Annotated in this window: 20 protein-coding genes; 19 read left to right on the forward strand and 1 reads right to left on the reverse strand. The window is 31.7% G+C overall.

The genetic code is table 11. The features are described 5' to 3' along the window. Positions 1 to 54 precede the first annotated feature (54 nt). From eno to ctlX, 4 genes are all read left to right on the forward strand, one after another. The gene (gene eno / locus ACNC7R_RS03435) at positions 55 to 1,347 is read left to right on the forward strand and encodes a phosphopyruvate hydratase (RefSeq protein ID WP_184165573.1); all 1,293 of its coding nucleotides are present in this window, start codon (positions 55 to 57) and stop codon (positions 1,345 to 1,347) included. 155 nt (positions 1,348 to 1,502) lie between these two features. Beyond that, positions 1,503 to 2,780, forward strand: coding sequence for a citrate synthase (locus ACNC7R_RS03440; RefSeq protein ID WP_417939591.1), 1,278 nt, complete (start codon positions 1,503 to 1,505; stop codon positions 2,778 to 2,780). Between the two features lie 64 nt (positions 2,781 to 2,844). Beyond that, positions 2,845 to 3,759 (forward strand): dimethylarginine dimethylaminohydrolase family protein, encoded by a 915-nt coding sequence (locus tag ACNC7R_RS03445; RefSeq protein WP_417939592.1) that lies wholly within the window; start codon positions 2,845 to 2,847, stop codon positions 3,757 to 3,759. An 84-nt stretch (positions 3,760 to 3,843) separates the two neighbouring features. After that, positions 3,844 to 4,779: a citrulline utilization hydrolase CtlX gene (gene ctlX / locus ACNC7R_RS03450; protein ID WP_417939593.1), complete on the forward strand. Its 936-nt coding sequence runs from the start codon at positions 3,844 to 3,846 to the stop codon at positions 4,777 to 4,779. A gap of 90 nt (positions 4,780 to 4,869) precedes the next feature. On the opposite strand, the gene ACNC7R_RS03455 is transcribed toward ctlX, so the two are convergent. Beyond that, complete coding sequence (locus tag ACNC7R_RS03455; RefSeq protein WP_417939594.1) at positions 4,870 to 5,499, reverse strand: MarC family NAAT transporter; 630 nt, start codon at positions 5,497 to 5,499, stop codon at positions 4,870 to 4,872. Between the two features lie 153 nt (positions 5,500 to 5,652). On the opposite strand from ACNC7R_RS03455, the gene ACNC7R_RS03460 reads away from it, so the two are divergent. From ACNC7R_RS03460 to ACNC7R_RS03530, 15 genes are all read left to right on the forward strand, one after another. Further along, entirely contained in the window at positions 5,653 to 6,018 is a 366-nt protein-coding gene (locus ACNC7R_RS03460) for a CoA-binding protein (RefSeq protein WP_417939595.1), read from the forward strand. Positions 6,019 to 6,188: 170 nt separating this feature from the next. Further along, positions 6,189 to 6,809, forward strand: a complete 621-nt coding sequence (gene recR, locus ACNC7R_RS03465) for a recombination mediator RecR (RefSeq protein WP_417939596.1) — start codon at positions 6,189 to 6,191, stop codon at positions 6,807 to 6,809. A gap of 71 nt (positions 6,810 to 6,880) precedes the next feature. Next, positions 6,881 to 7,672 carry a polysaccharide biosynthesis/export family protein gene (locus tag ACNC7R_RS03470; RefSeq protein ID WP_417939597.1) on the forward strand — a complete coding sequence of 264 codons (792 nt, stop codon included), beginning with the start codon at positions 6,881 to 6,883 and terminating at the stop codon, positions 7,670 to 7,672. A gap of 14 nt (positions 7,673 to 7,686) precedes the next feature. Then, entirely contained in the window at positions 7,687 to 10,137 is a 2,451-nt protein-coding gene (locus tag ACNC7R_RS03475; RefSeq protein WP_417939598.1) for a polysaccharide biosynthesis tyrosine autokinase, read from the forward strand. Positions 10,138 to 10,150: 13 nt separating this feature from the next. Beyond that, a complete protein-coding gene (locus tag ACNC7R_RS03480) occupies positions 10,151 to 11,134 on the forward strand; it encodes an SDR family oxidoreductase (protein WP_417939599.1) in 984 nt (327 codons plus the stop codon). 19 nt (positions 11,135 to 11,153) lie between these two features. Further along, positions 11,154 to 12,545, forward strand: a complete 1,392-nt coding sequence (locus ACNC7R_RS03485) for a UDP-glucose 6-dehydrogenase (protein WP_417939600.1) — start codon at positions 11,154 to 11,156, stop codon at positions 12,543 to 12,545. 4 nt (positions 12,546 to 12,549) lie between these two features. Next, positions 12,550 to 13,017, forward strand: coding sequence for a UpxY family transcription antiterminator (locus ACNC7R_RS03490; RefSeq protein ID WP_417939601.1), 468 nt, complete (start codon positions 12,550 to 12,552; stop codon positions 13,015 to 13,017). Between the two features lie 305 nt (positions 13,018 to 13,322). Beyond that, positions 13,323 to 14,606, forward strand: a complete 1,284-nt coding sequence (locus ACNC7R_RS03495; RefSeq protein ID WP_417939602.1) for a nucleotide sugar dehydrogenase — start codon at positions 13,323 to 13,325, stop codon at positions 14,604 to 14,606. 31 nt (positions 14,607 to 14,637) lie between these two features. Beyond that, a complete protein-coding gene (locus ACNC7R_RS03500; RefSeq protein ID WP_417939603.1) occupies positions 14,638 to 15,645 on the forward strand; it encodes a mannose-1-phosphate guanylyltransferase in 1,008 nt (335 codons plus the stop codon). Then, complete coding sequence (gene rfbB / locus ACNC7R_RS03505; protein ID WP_417939604.1) at positions 15,645 to 16,700, forward strand: dTDP-glucose 4,6-dehydratase; 1,056 nt, start codon at positions 15,645 to 15,647, stop codon at positions 16,698 to 16,700. The genes ACNC7R_RS03500 and rfbB overlap by 1 nt, the downstream gene beginning before the upstream one ends. Before the next feature lie 39 nt (positions 16,701 to 16,739). Next, on the forward strand, positions 16,740 to 19,193 hold the full coding sequence (locus ACNC7R_RS03510; RefSeq protein ID WP_417939605.1) for an SLBB domain-containing protein: 2,454 nt from the start codon (positions 16,740 to 16,742) through the stop codon (positions 19,191 to 19,193). A 113-nt stretch (positions 19,194 to 19,306) separates the two neighbouring features. Further along, a complete protein-coding gene (locus ACNC7R_RS03515; RefSeq protein ID WP_417939606.1) occupies positions 19,307 to 20,377 on the forward strand; it encodes a lipopolysaccharide biosynthesis protein in 1,071 nt (356 codons plus the stop codon). A gap of 143 nt (positions 20,378 to 20,520) precedes the next feature. After that, positions 20,521 to 21,804, forward strand: a complete 1,284-nt coding sequence (locus ACNC7R_RS03520; protein WP_417939608.1) for an oligosaccharide flippase family protein — start codon at positions 20,521 to 20,523, stop codon at positions 21,802 to 21,804. Continuing rightward, on the forward strand, positions 21,797 to 22,648 hold the full coding sequence (locus tag ACNC7R_RS03525; RefSeq protein ID WP_417939609.1) for a glycosyltransferase: 852 nt from the start codon (positions 21,797 to 21,799) through the stop codon (positions 22,646 to 22,648). Before ACNC7R_RS03520 ends, ACNC7R_RS03525 begins: the two co-directional genes overlap by 8 nt. Before the next feature lie 26 nt (positions 22,649 to 22,674). Further along, positions 22,675 to 23,574: a glycosyltransferase family 2 protein gene (locus ACNC7R_RS03530; RefSeq protein ID WP_417939610.1), complete on the forward strand. Its 900-nt coding sequence runs from the start codon at positions 22,675 to 22,677 to the stop codon at positions 23,572 to 23,574. Positions 23,575 to 23,619: the final 45 nt, after the last annotated feature.

Raw genomic sequence — 23,619 nt, forward strand, 5'->3', positions numbered from 1 at the left:
ATATTTTTATAATTTCGAAAAATATATATAATTTATTAATAAAAAACAAAAATAATGAGTATTATAATTAAAGTTCACGCAAGACAAATTCTTGATTCCAGAGGGAATCCTACTATCGAGGTTGATGTAGTAACTGAAAACGGAGTTTTAGGTAGAGCTGCTGTTCCGTCTGGAGCATCAACTGGAGAGCATGAAGCTGTTGAATTACGTGACGGAGGTAAAGCTTATCTTGGAAAAGGAGTCTTGAATGCAGTGAATAATGTAAATACTGTTATTGCTGAAGAGTTAGTTGGAACTTCTGTTTTTGAACAAAACACTATCGATCAATTAATGATCGATTTAGATGGAACGCCAAATAAATCTAAATTAGGAGCTAATGCAATTTTAGGAGTTTCTTTGGCTGCTGCTAAAGCAGCTGCTAACGAACTTGGATTGCCATTGTACAGATATGTAGGTGGAGTTTCTGCTAATACATTACCTGTTCCGATGATGAACATCATCAATGGTGGATCTCATTCTGATGCGCCTATTGCATTCCAGGAGTTTATGATTTTCCCGGTAAAAGCAACTTCTTTTACACATGCTATGCAAATGGGAACTGAAATCTTCCACAGCTTGAAAAAAGTTTTACACGATAGAGGTTTAAGTACAGCTGTAGGTGACGAGGGAGGTTTTGCTCCAAATTTAGCCGGGGGTACTGAAGATGCATTGGATACAATCAAACTTGCGGTTGAAAAAGCAGGATATACTTTTGGAGACGAGATTATGATTGCTCTTGACTGTGCAGCTTCTGAGTTTTATGTAAACGGGAAATATGATTATACTAAATTTGAAGGAGAGACTGGAAAAATCAGAACTTCTGCTGAACAAGCTGAATATTTAGCTGAACTTGCGGCTAAATATCCAATTATTTCTATTGAAGACGGTATGTACGAAGATGACTGGGATGGATGGAAAGCTCTAACTGAAAAAATTGGAGATAAAGTACAATTAGTAGGTGATGATTTGTTCGTTACTAATGTTGCCCGTTTGTCAACAGGTATAGAAAAAGGAATTGCTAACTCTATATTAGTTAAAGTAAACCAAATTGGTACTTTAACTGAAACTATTGCTGCTGTAAACATGGCAAAAAATGCTGGCTATACTTCAGTAATGTCACACCGTTCAGGAGAAACTGAAGATAATACTATTGCAGATTTAGCTGTAGCTTTAAACTGTGGTCAAATTAAAACTGGTTCTGCTTCTCGTTCAGATCGTATGGCAAAATACAATCAGCTATTAAGAATTGAAGAGGAATTAGGAAGTACCGCTTATTTTCCTGGGTTAAATGCTTTTAAGATCAAATAATTGTAAGACTTATATTGTAGAATTAAACCATTCGTGAAAACGAGTGGTTTTTTTTTGGGGTTTTAACAAATTCATAGCATTATTCCTTTTTTAATTAGTCTTAAATTCCTTAGATTTGATAAATTATTATTTTAAAGAATTATTTCCGATATATTATGTCAAAAATAGCTACATTAGAAGTAGATGGTAAGAAAATTGAACTTCCGGTAATAACAGGAAGCGAAAATGAATCCGCTATCGATATTAACAAATTACGTGATTTAACAGGTATTATTACTATTGATCCTGGTTATAAAAATTCTGGCTCCTGCAAAAGTGAAATTACTTTTCTGGATGGAGAATTAGGGATTTTACGTTACAGAGGATATTCAATCGAAGATCTTGCCGAGAAAGCAAGTTTCTTAGAGGTTTCTTATCTTTTGATTTTCGGAGAGCTACCAACAGCTAAAGAATTAGAGCAATTTGAAAATGATATTAAAAAACATTCTTTAGTAAATGAAGAGATGAAAAATATCATTGATGGTTTTCCAAAAACAGCTCATCCAATGGGTGTTTTATCTGCGTTAACGAGTGCCTTAACTGCATTCAACCCTAAAGCAGTTAATGTTGATAATGAAAAAGAAATGTATGAAGCTATTTGTAAAACAATGGCTAAATTTCTTGTAATTGCTACTTGGACTTATAGAAAATCAATGGGATATCCATTAAATTACTACGACAATACAAAAGGATATGTGGAGAGTTTTATGCAATTAATGTTTAAACTCCCTACGGAGCCTTATGAAGCAAATCCTATAATTGTTAATGCTTTAGATAAACTATTTATTCTTCATGCAGATCATGAGCAAAACTGTTCTACATCAACAGTAAGAATGGTAGGTTCTTCACATGCAGGTTTGTTTGCCTCGGTTTCAGCAGGAGTTTCTGCTCTTTGGGGCCCTCTTCATGGAGGTGCAAATCAGGCAGTTCTTGAAATGTTGGAAGAAATTAATAAAGACGGTGGTGATACAGATAAGTTCTTGGCGAAAGCAAAAGACAAAAATGATCCATTTCGTTTAATGGGATTCGGTCACAGGGTTTACAAAAATTTCGACCCAAGAGCTAAAATTATTAAAAAAGCTGCAAAAGAGGTATTAGAAACGTTAGGAGTTGAGGATCCGATTTTAGATATTGCAAGAAAATTAGAAACGGCTGCGCTTGAAGATGATTATTTCAAATCAAGAAATTTATATCCAAATGTTGATTTCTACTCTGGAATTATTTACAGAGCATTAGGAATTCCAACAGATATGTTTACAGTTATGTTTGCAATTGGAAGGTTGCCAGGATGGATAGCGCAATGGAAAGAAATGCGTGAAAACAAAGAGCCAATTGGAAGACCAAGACAAATTTATATAGGTCACCCATTGAGAGAGTTTAAATCGAATAAATAATCATATTGAAGGCTTCACATAACTGTGGAGCTTTTTTTTATATTTGCAACAAAATCTAATAATTATGTTGCAATTAAATATTAAGAACGAAACTTCAAGATTGCGTGCTGTGGTTTTGGGTTCTGCTGTTCATAATGGCCCAACTCCTTCAATCGAGGAAGCTTATGATCCTAAATCATTGGAACATATTAAAGCAGGAACCTATCCTCTTGAAAAGGATATGGTTATTGAAATGGAAGCTTTTGATAATGTTTTTCAAAAATATGGAGTAAAAGTTTATCGTCCGAAAATTATTGAGAATTATAATCAAATTTTTGCCAGAGATATAGGTTTTGTAATTGATGATATTTTTATTAAATCAAACATTTTGCCTGACAGAGAGCGAGAACTTGATGCAATTCAGTATGTAATTGATGAAATAGATCCCTTTAAGGTGGTTCGTCCGCCAGAGGAAGTTCATATTGAGGGCGGAGATGTTATGCTTTGGAATAATCATATTTTTATTGGTACCTATAAAGGCAGTGATTATAAAGATTACATAACTGCAAGAACCAATATGCACGGTGTGAATTATATTAAAAATTTGTTCCCGGATAAAATTGTAAAAGAGTTTGATCTGGTTAAATCTAAAATTGAAGCACGTGATAATGCTTTACATTTAGATTGCTGTTTTCAACCAGTTGGAAAAGATAAAGGAATTATTTATAAGAGAGGTTTTCGTGAAGAAGCTGACTATACGTATTTGGTAAAGCTTTTTGGTAAAGAAAATTTATTTCATATTGAAAGAAATGAAATGTATAATATGTTTTCTAATGTGTTTTCAATAGATGAAAACGTTGTGGTTTCCGAGAAGAATTTTACAAGATTAAACAATTGGTTGAGGGCTAAAGGTTTTATAGTTGAAGAAATACCGTATGCTGAAATAGCAAAGCAGGAAGGATTGCTTAGATGTTCAACTTTGCCATTGATTAGAGACTGAAAATAGTTTCAAGTTTTAAGCCTTCTGTTGTAGGTTTTCTGTTGTGAATCCGAAACGTTAAGTTTGAAAAAAAAATAAAAAATTATGAAACAAATAACTAATGCAATAGTGATGATTCGCCCAGTTGCATTCAGAATGAATGAACAAACTGCTGTAAATAATTATTATCAAAAAGTATTAGACGGACTTTTGCCAAGTACAGTAAATGCAAAAGCACAACAGGAGTTTGATGCTTTTGTAGAAAAGCTCAGATCTGTAGGAGTAGATGTGACTGTTATCGAAGATACATTAGAAACAGATACCCCGGATAGTGTTTTTCCAAACAACTGGGTTTCTTTTCATGAAAATGGAGAAGTAGCATTATACCCAATGTTTGCTGAGAATCGACGTCAGGAACGTCGGGAAGATATTTTGGACGTTTTAGAAGAAAAAGGTTTCGAGATTACCGATATCATGGATTATACATCTGCTGAAGAAGATGGTGTTTTTCTGGAAGGAACAGGAAGTATAATATTAGACAGAGCTAACGGGAAAGCATATTGTGCGTTGTCACCACGTGCAGATGAAGAACTATTTATCGAGTTCTGTGAAGATTTTGACTATGCTCCGGTGATTTTTGAAGCTTTTCAAACGGTAAATGTAGAACGAAAACTCATCTATCATACCAATGTAATGATGTGTATAGGTGAAACTTTTGCAGTCATTTGTGCAGATAGCATTGATGATAAAAAAGAGCGCAAAATGGTTTTAGAGAATTTAAAAGCTGATAAAAAAGATATTATTTTAATTACCGAAGCGCAACTCAATAACTTTGCAGGTAATATGCTGGAAGTACGAGGTAAGAATGACAAAATATATATTGTTATGAGTACATCTGCATACCAGAGTTTGTCAGAAAAACAAATTACGCAATTAGAAAGTCATGCCGAAATTTTAACTTCATGCTTGGATACGATTGAAGCTTGTGGAGGTGGGAGCGCAAGGTGTATGATGGCTGAAGTTTTTTTGCCAAGAAGTTAATTTAAACTTTTAAATAAAGAAATTCCAAATTCCAATAACTGATCATAAAGTATGGAATTTGGAATTTTTATATAGATATATCTGGAAGATTTACATCAGATTTCCTTTTATGATATTAATTATAGAACTAACTATGTATTGAATTCCTATGGCAATTACTATAAAACCAATTATTCTGGAAATAGCAACAATACCTGAAGCCCCTAAAATTCGTGCAAGATAGTGTGCGCTCTTTAGGATAATAAAAATTGCAATAGAGATTGCAAAAATTGCCAAACTTGAAATGATTATTTCTTCAATTTCATGGTGTTCCTGGTAAAAAGCAATTAATAAGGAAATAGATCCTGGTCCTGCCAGCATCGGAATTGCTAATGGCGTCAATGCAATATCATTTCTCTTTTGAGCATCGTTTTCAATCTTTTTATTGATTCCTCTTTTCTTGCTGATTTTTCCGGATAACAATGAGAAACCTGAATTTAAAATCACCAGCCCGCCCGCAATACGAAGAGCATCAATACTGATTCCGAAAAAAGTCAGTACATATTGCCCAATAAAAAAAGAGACTATTAAAATGATGAAAACATTAATAGCTGTCCATAACGAAATTCGGGATCTTTCAATGTCAGTGTCATCATGAGTGAGTCCTACAAAGATAGGAACGGTTCCAATTGGATTTAATACAGAGAAAAGGGCGGCAAATAAATAAATGAATAAATCCATAATGTGTTTAGTTGGTAAAGTAAAAGTAATTAATTTTTCAGATTTTACTCGAAAATGATGTTAGGATATTGTTTTTTATTGTTCGTTTCTCTAAATGAATAACAAGCGATAAATTGAGCCTTTTTGATTACTTTTGCAATATATTTAGCGATAATGAAAAATAAAAAAACTTTGGTTCTCGGTGCTACAACAAAACCGGAGCGTTATGCTTTTAAAGCAATTAATATGCTTATTCAAAAACAACATACTGTTTTGGCAATAGGTCAAAATAGCGGTGAAGTTGCGGGAGTAAAAATCCATACAAAGGCGATTCCTGTTACAAATATAGATACAGTCACTTTGTATTTAAATCCGGTTCGTCAGCGTGATTACTATAATTATATTGTGGAAGCTAAGCCTAAAAGGGTGATTTTTAATCCGGGCACTGAAAATCCTGAGTTGTATCAACTACTTGAACTTAACAATATCAAAGTCGAAGTTGCCTGTACATTAGTGTTATTAGCAACAAATCAATATTAGTTTTTTTAGAAGCTATTTCCTGCTGTACACTATATCTTTTGCGCCGAACCCCAGCACAAAAGGATGCCGTTTCCATCAGGGCTAGAAATATTGTTAACCAGAACTTTTTGCCTTTACGAGTATTAAAGTTTTAAAAACACTTAATGGTTTAAAGCATTACCTTTGTTTTTATGGAATTTTCATCAAAATTAATAGAAAAAGCAGTCGGCGAAATGTCTCAATTGCCAGGGATAGGTAAGCGTACGGCCTTGCGTTTGGTTCTTCATCTGTTAAAACAGCCAAAAGAGCAAACCGTTTTTTTGTCTCAGGCATTATTAAATATGCGAGAGGATATTAAATTTTGCGAAAATTGTCATAATATTTCAGATACAAAAGTTTGTGAAATTTGTGCCAATTCAGTAAGAAATCATCAGACTATTTGTGTTGTTGAAGATATCAGGGATGTAATGGCTATTGAAAACACAGGGCAATATAAAGGGATTTATCATGTTTTAGGAGGTAAGATTTCTCCAATTGAAGGAGTTGGACCCAGTCAGTTGAATATAACTACACTTGTTGAAAAGGTGAAATTGGGTAAAGTGGTTGAAATTATTTTTGCTCTAAGTTCTACTATGGAAGGAGATACCACAAATTTTTATATTTATAAACAAATCGCTGATTCTGATATTATAATTTCTACAATAGCAAGAGGAATTTCAGTAGGAGATGAATTAGAATATGCTGATGAAGTTACGCTTGGGCGAAGTATCTTACAACGTATACCTTTCGAAAAAACATTCAAAAACAATTAGATGAATTACAAGTCAATTAAGATTTCCTGATGATTACAGGAATAGTTATATTTGCTTATAAAATTTTAAAAATGACAAAAAACTGTTTTTATTTATTACTAATTACTACCCTTTTTACATCATGTATTCCCGTAAAAGATTTAGTGTATTTGCAGGATAAAGGGACTTCTGTAAATGATAATACTGTTTCTGCAGTTGAATCAAAACCTTATAGATTGCAGGTTAACGATGTTTTGAGTGTAGATATTAAAGCAATAGATCCTAAGTTAGTTGGTATTTTTAAAGCTTCTGAAAATGAAAATGGTAGCGGAGGTAAGTCCGAGTCACAATTATATTTTAACGGGTTTACTGTTGATGATCATGGAAATATAAGAATGCCAATTTTAGGAGAAATAAACGTAATTGGATACACACTTGAAGAAGTTCGGGTTAAAATTGAAAAAAAGCTACTTGAAGAATACTTTAAAGCAGAGGCAAATATTTTTGTTACAGTCAAATTAGCTGGTTTCCGATATACCATAAATGGTGAAGTAGGAAGTACAGGTACTAAAACATTGTTTCAGGAGCATGTAACTATTATGGAGGCAATTGCAAATGCAGGAGATATTACGACTGTTGGTAATCGCAAATCGGTAACCGTAATACGTCAGACACCTACTGGTGTACAAATGAATGATATAGATCTTACAGATATGAATGTAATGAAATCACCCTATTACTACTTGCAACCCAATGATTATGTGTATGTAAAACCATTGAAGCAAAAAACTTGGGGAACAGGGCAGACCGGTATTCAGTCAATAGGTACAATAATAACCTTATTATCATTGGCTACAACGGTATATTTGATTATCAAAAATTAAACTAAACCCAAAAGATGTTAGATATAAAAGATTTTTCCATTTTCGAAAATCATCAAAGTTTTGATTTTAAGGGTTTTTTACTCAAAATTTTCGGCTATTGGAAATTGTTTCTTGTGAGTTTAATTATTGCCTTTACGATAGCTTACCAGGTTAATATTCGAAAAGAAAAGATTTACAGTATGAAAACTTTAATTTCGATTAAAGAAGAAAGTAATCCTTTTTTTACTTCTAATACAAGTTTGGTTTTTAACTGGGGTGGTATTTCAGATCAGGTCAATGGTATTTCTACTATTCTTCAATCAAGATCTCATAACGAATTAGTAGTAGATAAATTGCAGTACTATATTGATTATCTTCAAAAAGGAGAGTATAATATGGTTGATGTATACGGTGCTGTTCCTTTTTACGTTGACATTGATAAAACAAAACCGCAACTAGCTGGTACTTTAATCAGTATTAAGTTTTTGAGTCCAAACGAATATAAAATCAGTATTCCGTTTGAGAATAATTCGGTATCAATATTTAAATATTCTGATAATAGTTATAGTAATACAGCAGTACAGCCTGTTGAATTTGTGAAAAAGTATAAAGTTGGGGAACATGTTGTGTTACCATTTTTAAACTGGAAGCTGGAAATAAATGATAATCCTGGTTTTTATACAGGAAATGAATATTTTATAAAGTTTAATGATTTTGATGCCACTGTTTCAAGATATAGAGCAATTAATGTTGAAGCAGATGAGAAGGCTGGTTCAATTCTGGAACTATCATTACAGGGAACAAATAAAGCAAGAATGGTTGAATATTTAAACTCTACTGTTAAAATGCTGATAAAAAACCAGTTAGATAGTAAGAATCAGTTTGCTACCAACACCATAAGTTTTATAGATAGTACTCTTGTTACAATGGAGTCTCAATTAAAAGAAACGGGAAATGAGCTTAAATCTTTCAGAAAAGATAAAAATATATATGAGATAGAAGAAGGCGGAGAAAAGGTCACTAAGAAAATACTAGATTTTGATGTCGAAAGAGATGCGGTAACTCGTAAAATCGCATACTACAATTCTTTAAAGGCATATTTGAAAAACAGTACTGATTATTCAAAGTTGCCTGCACCTTCTGTTGCAGGAATTGAAGATCCTAATATTATTACAAACGTTTCCAAACTTATCGCATTGTCTGCTCAGCGATCTGAAATGTCTTATGCTGTAAAAAGTGATAAGATTTTTAAAGATTTTGACAATCAAATGATAGCGGTGAAAAATGTTTTACTTGAAAACATAGCTACAGCAAAGTCGTCTTTACAATATGATTTATCATTGGTCAACAATAAAATTAGCGAAGCGGAGAGTACCATTAAAAAACTTCCTGAAGAACAGCAAGAATTGTTGAAAATCAAAAGAAAATATGATTTAAGTGATAATATTTACGCTACGTTTCTTCAAAAAAGAAATGAAGCTGAGATTGTAAAAGCATCTAATTTATCCGATATACATTTTATAGATAGTGCGAAGGATATTGGTGGAGGTTTGATTGGTCCGAAAACTTCTGTGAATTATGTGTTAGCTTTATTTTTAGGTATACTGATACCCTTAATTATTGTTTTTCTGCTTTTTTTTATTAATAATACAATTCAAAATACGGATGATATTAACAGTCAAACCAATATTCCGTTAATTGGGGTTGTTGGTGTCAATAAAGAAAATACCAGTTTAGCAGTTTTCAAGAAACCCAAATCGGCATTATCAGAATCGTTTAGAGGTATTCGTTCCTCTCTGCAGTTTTTGTATAAAAAGAGGCAATTAGACGGAGCAAAAACATTAATGCTTACTTCTTCAATCAGTGGGGAAGGAAAGACATTCTGCTCAATTAACATTGCAACTGTTTTTGCACTTAGTGAGAAAAAAACAGTGATTATAGGAATGGATTTAAGAAAGCCCAGATTGGCAGACGAATTCAGTTTGGTGAATCAATATGGGGTTGTGAATTATTTGATAAAGCAGAAAACGCTCAATGAAATAGTAAATAAAACTCAGATTCCTTATCTTGACGTTATTCTTTCAGGACCAATTCCTCCTAATCCTTCAGAGTTAATTATAAGTGAAGTAATGGGCGAATTAATCGATGAACTTAAAAAAACATACGATTATATAATACTTGATACGCCTCCTGTTGGACTTGTTTCTGATGCATTAGAATTGATGCAGTATAGTGATGTGACACTGTATGTTGTTAGGCAAAATTATTCGAAAAAAGAAATGATTACATTATTAAATAACCGCGTTAAAGGAGGTGAACTAAGTAATGTTAGTATTGTTTTGAATGGTTTTGAAAACAAGGCTAAATATGGGGCGGCCTATGGTTATGGGTACTATGGTAGTTATGGAACCTATTCAAATGGATATCATGAAGAGGAAAAGGAAACAGGATTTATTAAAAATATTTTCAAAATATTTAAAAAATAATGATTTAAAATAGATGGGAGAAAACATTAAAAATACTATTTTAATAACTGGAGGAGCTGGTTTTATTGGTTCTAATCTATGTGAATATTTTTTAAATTTAGGACAAAGTGTAATTTGCTTAGATAACTTTTCGACCGGACATCGTCATAACCTAAATAATTTTATGACAAATCCGAATTTTAAGTTAATTGAGGGCGATATAAGAAATATATCTGATTGTTATTTAGCAGTTCAGGGAGTAGATTATGTACTGCATCAGGCAGCATTGGGTTCTGTACCAAGATCAATAAACGATCCTATTACTACTAATGAAGTAAATGTTTCGGGTTTTCTAAATATGTTGCTTGCTGCACGTGATGAAAAAGTGAAACGGTTTGTCTATGCTGCAAGTTCTTCTACTTATGGAGATTCTGAAGAAATGCCTAAAGTAGAAAGTGTAATCGGGAAGCCATTGTCTCCTTATGCTGTAACTAAATATGTTAATGAATTATATGCAGAAGTTTTCAGTAAAACGTATGGATTAGAGACAATAGGTTTGCGATATTTTAATGTTTTTGGAAGAAGACAAGATCCAAAAGGGGCATATGCAGCGGTTATTCCTAAATTTGTGATGCAATTGATTAATCACCAGAGTCCTGTTGTTAATGGTGATGGAAATTACTCCCGTGATTTTACTTATATTGATAATGTAATTCAGATGAATGCTTTGGCAATTTCGTCTAATAACCCCGAAGCAATTAATACTGTATATAATACGGCATTTGGAGAGAGAAATACTTTGAACGATTTAATTCGGTTTTTGAAAAAATATTTAGCGGAATTTGATTCCAAAATTGCAGATGTGCCAATTATTTATGGTGAAAACCGGGTTGGAGATATTCCGCATTCGTTAGCAAGTATAAAAAAAGCAAAAACGATTTTAGGATATAAACCTGAATATTCATTGGAAGAGGGATTAAAAGAAGCGGTTAGATGGTATTGGGATAATTTAAAATAAGAAGTTTATAATTTAAAATATGAAAATAACAAAAATTTGTTGCATCGGAGCAGGTTATGTAGGAGGTCCAACTATGGCGGTAATTGCACAAAAATGCCCACATATTAAAGTAACTGTTGTAGATTTAAATGAACAAAGGATTAAAGACTGGAATGATCCAAATACAGAGAATATTCCAATTTATGAGCCAGGGCTTTCCGAAGTTGTGGCTGAAGCGAGAGGTAGAAATCTCTTTTTTTCTACCGATGTAGATAAGGCTATTGATGAAGCAGAGGTTATTTTTATATCAGTGAATACACCAACCAAAACTTATGGAAAAGGTAAAGGGATGGCCGCTGATCTGAAATTTATAGAATTATGTGCAAGACAAATAGCCAGAGTTTCTAAAAATAATAAAATAGTAGTAGAAAAATCAACTTTGCCTGTTCGTACTGCAGAGGCCATAAAAAGTATTCTGGACAATACTGGTAATGGTGTACAATTTCAGATTCTCTCTAATCCTGAATTTTTAGCTGAGGGAACTGCTGTTACTGATTTATTAAGTCCTGATAGAATTCTAATAGGAGGGGATTCCACTCCGGAAGGACATGTTGCGATTAATGCTTTAGTTGATGTTTATGCAAATTGGGTAAGCAGGGATAAAATTTTAACTACTAATGTTTGGTCATCTGAATTGTCTAAACTTACAGCAAATGCTTTTTTAGCTCAACGTATTTCATCAATCAATGCAATGTCTGAAGTTTGTGAGAAGACAGGTGCAGATGTAAATGAAGTGGCTCGTGCTATTGGTATGGATAGTCGTATTGGTGCTAGATTTTTAAAAGCTTCAGTAGGATTCGGAGGTTCTTGTTTTCAAAAAGATATTCTGAATTTAGTTTATATTGCAAAATCTTATGGATTAAACGAAGTTGCTGATTACTGGGAGCAGGTGATTATTATGAATGATTATCAAAAGAGAAGATTTTCAAATAAAATTGTTCAGACTTTATACAACACTGTAGCGGATAAAAAGATAACTTTTTTAGGCTGGGCATTTAAAAAAGATACAAATGATACTCGTGAATCAGCTGCAATATATGTTGCCGATGATTTGATTAATGAACAGGCTAAAATCTCAGTTTATGATCCAAAGGTTCCAAAAAATAAAATTTTAAGTGATTTAGATTATTTAGATACAAGAAAATCTTCAGAAAATGCAGATGCTATTCTAACATTTGAAGATCCTTATGAAGCATGCAGGGATGCACATGCAATTGCAATTCTTACCGAATGGGACGAATTTATTAAATATGACTGGCAAAGAATATATGATTCGATGAAAAAACCAGCTTTTATTTTTGACGGAAGAAATATTTTGAATGTAAAAGAATTAAAGTCAATAGGATTTGTTTACAATGCAATAGGCTCTTAAAAATATGAATTGGTATGTGGTTTATACGAAACCTAAATGGGAGAAAAAAGTAGCTGAAAAATTAAATGAGCTAGGTATAGAATGCTATTGTCCATTGGTTACTCAAATAAAACAATGGTCTGACAGGAAGAAAAAAATTGAAGTTCCTCTTTTTAATTCGTATGTTTTTGTTAAATTGGCGGACATAGATCGAAATTCTGTTTTTCAGGTTGCAGGTGTTGTTCGTTATTTATTTTGGTTAGGTAAAGCGGCGGTTGTTAGGAATGAAGAAATTCTAACGATCAAACAAAGCCTTTCCAATACCAATATTTCAAATGTTTCTGTCGTACCTTACAAAAAGGGAGATAAAGTAAAGTTAGAAACAGGTGTTTTTAGTAGTCAAAATGCAATTGTTCAGGAGGTTACAAATACGCATTGTATTGTTGTCTTGGAATCTTTAGGTTGTATTTTAAAAATGAAGTATACAGCATGAGTAAATGATTTATATATTCATCTTTGCTCACTCATTTCTATTATTAATACTTATAAAACAGAGAAAAATTTAAAAAAGCAAAAGATCACTGAATTTTGTGGTTTTTTGCTTTTTTTTATTATTTGTTGGCTAATAGGCTTTTAAAGTTTGTTTTATTATTAGCTTGAGTATAAGAATTTTTGATGGTTGATAAAATTGACTTATTATACTATATTTGCTGAAATTTGAATTTTCCATATTCATGTCAAAAATGTGACTTTGAATTGCGAAGCTGTGCAATGTGATAAACGAAATCGAAGAAAAATATGAATAATAACGTTAAAATAGCCGTTATTGGATTAGGTTATGTAGGTTTGCCTTTGGCTCGTTTATTTGCTACTAAATATCCGGTAGTGGGCTTTGATATTAATCAATCTAGGGTTGTAAGTTTAAATGAAGGCATCGACACTACATTAGAAGTTGAAGATACTGTTTTAAAAAGTGTATTGATTAGTACGCCAAATGATGAAAAAGGGCTATATTGTACTTCAGATATAGCTACTATTGCTGATTGTAACTATTTTATAATAACAGTTCCAACACCAGTTGATAAGAATAATCGGCCTGATTTGACTCCACTTTATAAAGCGAGTCAGACAGTAGGTAAGGTATTAAAGTCTGGAGATATTGTGATTTATGAATCTACTGTTTATCCAGGAGTGACAGAGGAGCAATGTGTGCCTGTTTTGGAAAAAATATCCGGGTTAAAATTTAATGTAGATTTTTTTGCGGGATATTCTCCCGAAAGAATTAATCCTGGGGATAAAGAACACACGGTAGAGAAAATTCTGAAAATTACATCAGGATCTACTTCTGAAACAGGTTTGAAAGTTGATAGACTTTATAAATCGGTTATTACGGCAGGTACCTACCTTGCCCCAACGATAAAAGTGGCAGAGGCAGCTAAGGTTATTGAAAATTCTCAGCGTGATATTAACATTGCCTTTGTTAATGAACTTGCTAAAATATTTAACTTAATGAATATTGATACGCAAGAGGTATTAGCAGCGGCGGCAACTAAATGGAATTTTCTTCCCTTTAAACCCGGTTTAGTTGGGGGGCATTGCATAGGTGTTGACCCATATTATTTAGCTCAGCGTGCGCAGGAGTTTGGATATCATCCTGAAATAATTCTGGCAGGACGCCGTTTAAATGACAGTATGGGCGAATATATAGCATCTCAGGTAGTAAAATTAATGATTAAAAAAGGGATTTCAGTAAATCATGCTCACCTTTTGATGTTAGGAATTACTTTTAAAGAGAATTGCCCTGATGTTCGAAATACTAAAATTGTTGATGTTATAAGAGCGTTAAAAGAATATGGAATTTCGGTTACAATTTATGATCCCTTAGCAAATACCGAAGAGGTTGAAAAAGAATATGGACTAATAACTACCAATGTTTTGCCAAAAGACAAATTTGATGCTATAGTTCTAGGAGTTGCACATTCAGAATTTTTAAAGTTAAATTTTCTGGAAATTCAAAAAACAAATAGTTTAGTATATGATGTAAAAGGAGTTTTAGGAACTATAGCAGATAATAGATTATAGTTTTCAACTCTTTTTTTTAATTATGATAAAAATGGACGAAAATAATTTAATTACACATGTTATTCTAACCGGAGGTGTGGGTAGCAGATTATGGCCTCTTTCTCGTAAAAGCCAGCCTAAACAATATTTGGAAATATTTGAAGGAAAATCTTTATTTGAAATGACTGTTGAACGAAATAGTTATTTAGCAAATAAAGTAATGGTCGTTGGAAATGCTGATAATCATCATTTGAGCGGTAAGGTAATGGGAAAATCTAAAACATCATATATCAATATTGTTGAAGCTACTCCCAGAAATACTGCCGCAGCCATTGCATTTGCAGCTTTTGCCTCGAATCCGGATGATATATTAATAGTTACTCCTTCAGATCATATTATTGATAAAATGGAGGATTATTCTAATGCTATAAATCAGGCAATTTTAAAGGCTAAGGAAGGTTTTATTGTAACTTTTGGTATCATTCCGACTAAACCAGAAACGGGTTACGGATATATAGAATCTAAAGAGGATAAAGTGATTTCATTCAGGGAAAAACCAAATGAAACAACGGCTAAAGAATTTATTGCAAAAGGTAATTTTTTATGGAATAGCGGTATGTTCTGTTTTAAAGCTAGCGTGCTTTTGGATGAATTAAAACAATTTCAGCCTGAAGTCTATGAAAAATCCAAAATAGTTTGGGAATCAAGTAAAGAAGGTTTTTTAGATTTAGAGGCATCTTTAGAAATCCCATCTATTAGTATAGATTATGCTGTCATGGAACGCAGTAAAAAAATTAAAGTTGTTCCGGCATCCTTCTCCTGGTCAGATTTAGGTTCGTTTGAATCAGTTTATGATTATCTGGTTTCAAAAGGACATTTTGTTGATAAAAATGGGAATATGGTTATTGGATGTGATAAACATACCACTTTTCTGGGATTAAAGAATACAATTTTTGTTTATACAGAAACAGCTAATTTGATTCTGCAAAAAGAAAACTCTCAGGATGTAAAAGATATCTATAGTGCACTAGAAAAGCAAAACTCAGAATTATTAAATTAATGAAAAAAATTCTTATAACGGGAGGTGCTGGCTTTATAGGTTCACACGTAGTCAGACGTTTTGTAAATAGATATCCGGAATATCAAATTTACAATTTAGATGCTTTAACTTACGCAGGGAATCTTGAAAATATTAAAGACATAGAAAATAAACCTAATTATAATTTTATAAAAGGTGATATTGTTGATGAAGTTTTTATTAACGAACTTTTTTCAATTCATAATTTTGAAGGCGTACTGCACTTGGCTGCAGAGTCTCATGTTGACAGATCAATCGAAGATCCATTGGCATTTGTCAAAACAAATGTTATCGGGACAATGAATCTTCTTAATGCTGCTAAAAAGCAATGGAAAGATAATTTTGATGGGAAGAGATTTTATCATATCAGTACAGATGAAGTTTATGGCTCCTTAGGCAACGAAGGTCTTTTTACAGAAACTACTGCGTATGATCCTAACTCTCCATATTCTGCTTCAAAGGCAAGTTCAGATCATTTTGTAAGGGCTTATGGAGAAACATATGGCTTGCCTTATGTTTTAACAAACTGTTCTAATAATTATGGGGCCTATCACTTCCCTGAAAAACTAATTCCTCTTTTTATCAATAATATTATTCATAATAAACCATTGCCCGTTTATGGGGATGGGAATTATACTCGTGACTGGCTCTTTGTTGAAGATCACGCCATTGCAATTGACTTGGTTTTTCATGAAGGAAAAAATCACGAAACTTACAATATTGGAGGTTTTAATGAGTGGAAAAACATTGATTTGGTTAAATTATTATGCCAGATTATGGATGAAAAATTAGGAAGGGAAAAGGGTAAATCTCAAGAATTGATTACTTATGTAAAAGATAGGCCGGGTCATGATCTCCGTTATGCAATTGACGCTTCTAAAATTAATAAAGAACTTGGGTGGAAACCCTCTGTGACTTTCGAAGAAGGTTTGGAAAGAACTATTAATTGGTATTTGGATAACGAAGAATGGTTAAAAAATGTGACTTCTGGTTCCTATAAAGAGTATTATAAAAAACAATATTCACAAACAAAATAGAATTTTTAAACAATACTTAAGTTTAATTATTATTTAAATATGAAAAACCTAACATACGTTCTTGCCCTGTTTTTTGTCTTACTATTGTCCTGTAATGCAAATGCTCAGGATATAATCAAGTCAAAAGATTTAAGCACAGTAAGAGTAGATTATTTGTCTGATGACGAAATAGCTAAGGTAATTTCTCAATTAAAGGCTAATAATGCTACGATTAATGAGGTAGAACCTATGGCTTTGTCAAAGGGGATGAGTCAGACTGAATTTGATAAGTTAAGAACTCGAATTACAGCATATGAGAAAAAAAACTCTGGAGATAAGGATAAAAATAGCAAGGACATAAAAAATAATGATAAATTAAAGGATCAGGATAAAAATTCGGAGTTTGGAAGAAATCAGGAAAAAATCAAAAACGAAAAAAACAAAGATTCATTAAATGCTTTGATTTTCGGATCAGAACTATTTGATAATCCGACTTTAAATTTCGAGCCAGATTTAAAAATGGCAACACCAGTCAATTATGTTCTGGGCCCGGGTGATAAATTGGAAGTAAGCGTTTATGGTGTTCAGCAATTTGATGATACTGTACCAGTAAATTTTGAAGGTAAAATTACAATTCAGAATGTTGGACAAATTGTAGTAACAGGAATGTCAATTGAAGCTGCCTCACAAAAAATAAAAGCTGCAATTGCAAGGGTTTATAGTACGGTTCGATCCGGACAATCTCAGGTAAGTGTCAGTTTAAGTGATATAAGAACTATTAAAGTGACCATCGTTGGAGGTAAGCAACCTGGTAATTACTCTATTTCCTCTCTCGCTTCTGTTTATAATGCATTGCATTTAGCTGGTGGTCCAGGTAAAAATGGAAGTTATAGAAATATCGAATTGATCCGAAATAATAAGGTTTATAAAAACATTGATATCTATAAGTTTTTAGTCAAAGGTGATCAATCAGATAATGTAAGTCTGAAAGATAATGATGTAATAAGAATTCCTACATATAGCCAGAGAGTTGTAGTTGAAGGCGAAGTTAAACGTCCAGGTATATTCGAAATGAAAAAGGGAGAAACATTTACTGATTTATTGAGTTTTACTTCCGGTTTCAATGAGTATGCCTACACAGCCTCAGTAAATGTTTTGCAAAAAACAGGAAAAGAATTTAAGGTTCATGATATTAATCAAAGCGAATTTTCTAGATACATACCGAAATCAGGAGACGTATTCAGAATTACGAAAATTCTAAATAGGTTCGAAAATCGTATAAAAATAGAAGGAGCTGTCTTTAGACCGGATTATTATTCGTATAATGCAGGAATGAGAATTTCTGATCTAATAGCCAGAGCTGAAGGGCTTAAAGAAGATGCATATACTAAAAGGGCTAGAATTATTCGTTTAAAATCGGATTTAACAACTGAAATAGTAAATGTAAATTTAGAAAAAGCTTTAGCCGGGGATTTAAATGCCAATATCGAATTAAAAAGAGAAGACGAAGTAACAGTATATTCCATTTTAGACTTTAGAGAAGAATATAAAGTTACCATTGATGGCGAAGTTAAAAATCCAGGCGAATATCCATTTTATGATAATTTGACATTAAATGGTTTAGTAGATCAGGTTGGAGGCCTAACAGGTTCTGCTTCAAAAAGAGTAGAAATAGCCAGAATGATTAAATCTGACGAAATTGACGATGCTAATCCAAAACGTATAGAGCTGGTAGAATTAGAAATTACTGCGGATAATAATGAACAGATTAAAAACTTTGCTTTAAAACCTTTTGATGTTATTAATATTCGAAGAATGGCAGTTTATGAAAAACCACAAATGGTCACAATTAGTGGGGCAGTTTCTTATCCGGGTAAATATGTATTAGCAAACAAAAAAGAATCTGTTTACAATATAGTGATGCGCGCTGGTGGATTAACTTCTGTTGCTAATTTAGAAGGGATGAAAATTAAAAGACCTATTAAGCAAGAACAAATTGATCAAATAGAAAGAGTTGATCTGAACCTGGCTAAAAATGATACCTTAAAGGGAGATCTTGCAAAAAAATTAAAAGAGGAGTTGAAATATGTTACCATTCCTGTAGATTGGAAAAAAATTATGAAAGATAAAGACCACTATTCTAATGTGACTTTATTTCCAGATGATGAAATAGAAATTTCGATATTGAATGAAGGGGTTAAAGTTACGGGAAGCGTTTTACTTAATTCCGAAATCCCTTATCGAAATGGCAAAGGGTTTAGATATTATATAAATGCAGTTGGGGGTGTTGATAATAAAGGATGGAAGAAAAAAGCTTATATTATTTATCCTAACGGGAAAGCTGCAGTGACAGGGTCTTTTTTATTCTTTAGATCATATCCTAAAGTAACACCGGATTCCCAGATTGTAGTTCCTGAAAAGCCGGAAACAAAGAAGATGAGTACTGGAGAATGGGTAAGTATCGGTAGTGTATTAACTAGTTTAGCCTTATTAATTGTAACAGCATTTAAGTAAAGGTTTGCCTGAAAATGATGTGTTTTTAAACGATGGGCTTTATTAAGAATTCAAGTCAGTAATTAGGAAAACAAGAAACATAAATAAATGTAATGGTTGATAATCATTGAGAAATGAAACTTATACAAAGAATGAACGAAAAAAATCTTAATGACGAAATATCCTTAAAGGAATTATTGGAAAAAGCAAAGGAGTGGTATGTTTATTTGCTGTTTGAATGGAGAGTTATTGTGCTGGCCGGATTAATTGGCGGCGGGGTGGGATTAGCGTATTCTTCTTTTAAAAAACCAATTTATACTGCGACTTTGACATTTGCATTGGAAGATGAAAAATCTGTTGGCGGATTAGGGGGAGCCTTAGGTTTTGCCAGCTCTTTTGGAATTGATCTAGGTGGAGGTGGAGGAAGTATATTTTCCGGGTCAAATTTGAACGAATTATTTAAATCCCGTACAATGGTGGAGCAAACATTATTAACTCCAATCACGGTAAATGGAAAAGTTATTTCTTTAGCAGAAATGTATATTCAGAACAATAATTGGCGTAAGAACTGGAAAGATAATCCGAAATTAAAAAGTTTAGAATTTTTGCCAAATGCAAACCGAAAACTATATACGCGTATTCAGGATAGTATTATGGGGAAAATGTATGAAAATTTATCAAAAAGTTTATCTGTCGGGCAAAAAGACAAAAAGATTTCAATTATAAATATTGATGTTACTTCTCTCAATGAACTTTTTGCAAAATATTTTTGTGAATCTTTAGCTAAACGGGTAGGGCGATTTTATGTAGAGACAAAAAGTAAAAAATCGAGAATGAATATGGCAATTTTGCAACGTCAAACAGACTCTATCCGTATGGAACTTAATAGTGCTATTACCGGAGTTGCTTTAGCTAATGATAATACATTTAATTTAAATCCAGCTCTTAATATCCGTAGAGTTCCGTCAGCAAGAAGACAGGTAGATGTTCAGGCAAATACTGCCATCTTAACGGAACTTGTTAAGCAAACTGAATTAGCAAAAGTTACTTTGCGTCGGGAGACTCCTCTTATACAAGTAATTGATCGCCCTATTTTACCATTGCCAAAGGAACGTTTTGGTAAGGCAAAAGGTTTAATAATTGGAGGTTTTTTTGGAGGATTTTTAGTGGCTTTAGTTTTAGTTCTAAGAAGGATTTTTAAATAAAGTAACCTAATAATAACAATTCTTATTTTAACTTATTTTTGAGAAATAATACTTTTTTGAAATTTAAAAGTTTCTTTTTTGAAACATTATTAAAAATTAATTATAAAAAAAAAATAATGGTAATATAAGAGGTATGATAAAGAATGCAACTTAAATATAAGTCAATTAATATCAAGGGCAAATTAGCTAAACAATTGCTAAGAAATTTTGTTTCATTATCAATTGTTCAGGGACTTGAGATGATTTTACCACTTTTAACAGTTCCTTATCTTATTAGAATTATTGGTGTAGAAAATGTTGGACTATTAGCATTTGTTAGTGCTGTAATCGGTTACTTTGGAATATTTATTAATTATGGATTCAATCTTACGGCGACAAAAGAGATTTCACAAAATGTGGATGACAAAGAGGTTATTGAAAGTATATTTAATGCCGTTTTTACTGCAAAAAACTATTTAATACTACTTTCAGCAATTATGCTGATTTTGTTGATATTAATGATTCCTGCTGTTGAAAAAAATGCTCATGTTTATCTTCTTAGTTTTGGGACTATTGTATTACTGAATATATCGCCTACCTGGTACTTTCAAGGCATTCAAAAATTAAAATTCATTACAATTTCCAATATAATTTCAAAGTTTTTTTTTACAATAATGATTTTTGTTTTTGTAAGAGAAGAAAATGATTTTTGGATAGTGCCTGCTATTACATTTATTGGCGCTTTCGTTACCTCTGTTTTATCGTTAATTTATGTGGTGAGAGTACACAAAATTAGAATCAAAAAGACTTCTTTTATCTCCGTATTAAAACAATATGATAGCGGTAAATTTGTTTTTTTATCTCAGGTTAAAATAACTTTTTTTTCAAATATAAATGTATTGATTTTGGGATTGATTTTGGGAAATACAGCTGTAGGTCTTTTCTCATCAGCAGATAAAGTGATAAAAGTAATGTCTGCTCTTCAGGTTCCTATTGTGTCTGCTCTTTTTCCATATTTTAGTAAGTTATTCAGAGAAGATTATAAAGTAGCATTTAATTATATTAAAAAAATAGCTGTTTTAGGAACGGTGGTATATATTGTGATTATTATAGTCATTTTTATTTTATCCAATTTTATTTCGTCATTTTTATTTGGGAAAGCTTTGCCGGAAATAGCTGTATTAATTAGAATAATGTGTACTATACCATTATTTGTTTTTTTAAATAATTTATATGGAACACAGACTCTTTTAAATCTGAATCGTGATAAAACTTTTTTATATAATATTATCGGTGCTGCTGCAATTAATTCATTTCTGATATATCCACTTGGGAAATTCTTTGGTGTGTATGGTGTTTCCTTTTCATTGCTAATTACTGAATTTTATCTATTTGTAAGTATGTATATCAGTTCAGTCAAGGTCAAAAAGAAGTTATTGTATGATTAGTATTGTAGTTTCATCTTATAGATCTAATTTTTTCGAGCAATTTTGTTGTAGTGTTGAAGATACTATAGGTGTTGAATATGAGATTATAAAAATTGATAACCCTAATTTGATGGGAATTTGTGAAGCATATAATTTAGGGGCTTCAAAGGCTAATTTCACTATAATTTTGTTTAGTCACGAAGATGTTATTTTTAAGAGTTTGAATTGGGGGAAAGAAATTAAAAATATATTTAACTCTGATGAAAAAATTGGTTTAATTGGACTTGCAGGTTGTAAGGTTAAAAGTTGTGTACCAAGTGGTTGGTACACAGAAAGAGATAAATTTTTGGCATACAATTTTATTCAGTCAAATTTTAAAGATCCGAATCTGAAATCTATTAATATTAATATAACATGTACAACTGAAGTTGCTACTATTGATGGTTTCTTTATGGTAACTAAAAAAGAAATTGTTTCTAAAATTTTGTTTAATGAGTCTCTCTTAAAAGGATATCACGGTTATGATTTAGATATTTCTCTAGCAGTGGGACAAAATTATAAAGTAGTAGTTTCTCATCTTATAAAAGTCGAACATCTTTCATTAGGAACACCTGACATCAATTGGTTTCAGGATATTTTGAAAGTTAATGAAAACTATAATGAAATCTTACCAATTTATACAAATAATATTAAAAAAAGTAAAACAATAGAATATGATAATTTGAAATTTCTATTATCATATAAAAAATCAAATCAAATTGAATTTCCTAATACATTGAGTTTGATTTGTAAGTATTATAAAAATGTTGGTTTTTTTAATTTCATTAAAATTAACCTCTATATAATTTACCTAAATTTTCGATAAAAATATAAATAAAAATCTATTTTTCAGTGATCCAAGTTTCTATTATAATCGTTAATTACAATACTAAACTTCTTTTATCTAATTGCATTAATAGTGTCATACAACATACTTTTAACTTGGTATATGAAATAATTGTAGTTGATAATGGTTCCACTGATGGTTCTGTGGAGATGTTACAGGAAGATTTTGCTAATGTTGTACTTGTTGCTGCAAATGAAAATTTAGGTTTTGGAAAAGGTAATAATCGAGGGGTGGATGTTGCAAAGGGTGATTTCATTTTTTTGTTAAATTCGGACACATTATTAATTGAAAATTCAGTTTTTGATTTATATCAATTTTTTACTAATAATGAGAATAAGTTAAATATTGGCGCAATAGGCTGTAAACTTGTTGATTTAGAATTAAATGTTTGTAACTCAGCAGGAAGTTTTCCTTTAGTGATTAACGATATTAAAAAGTATTATTATTCATTCAAAAACAAATTATTCAAAACATCTTTTGAACTAATAGATATTTATGATTTTAATACACCTTTTTTTGAAGTTGGTTTTGTAAGTGGTGCGGATTTAATGTTAAAAAGAACTACATATAAAAATTTAAAAGGTTTTGATGAGAGGTTTTTCATGTATTACGAAGAAACAGATTTACAGTATAGACTTAGAAAAATGGGTTTCCAATGTTATATAATAACATCAACAAAAATAATACATCTTGAAGGAGGAAGCATAAATGAAAGGAAATATTCAAATTTTAAGCGTATAATCAATCAGGTTAGTCGAAATTATTACTTTAAAAAAAATGATACAAAAATGTATCTTCTACATGTTTTCTTTGATATTATTATGAATGTAATTCGGATTTTTAACAGAAATTATACTTTAAAAGAAAATTTTAATTTCGTTTTAAAAAATATTAAATCTTATTAAGCCACTTATTTAGTTTTATTAATAAATTTAAATAGATCTATTCAG

Origin of the sequence: Flavobacterium adiutor, from assembly GCF_048282555.1 — a bacterium.
Taxonomy (GTDB): domain Bacteria; phylum Bacteroidota; class Bacteroidia; order Flavobacteriales; family Flavobacteriaceae; genus Flavobacterium.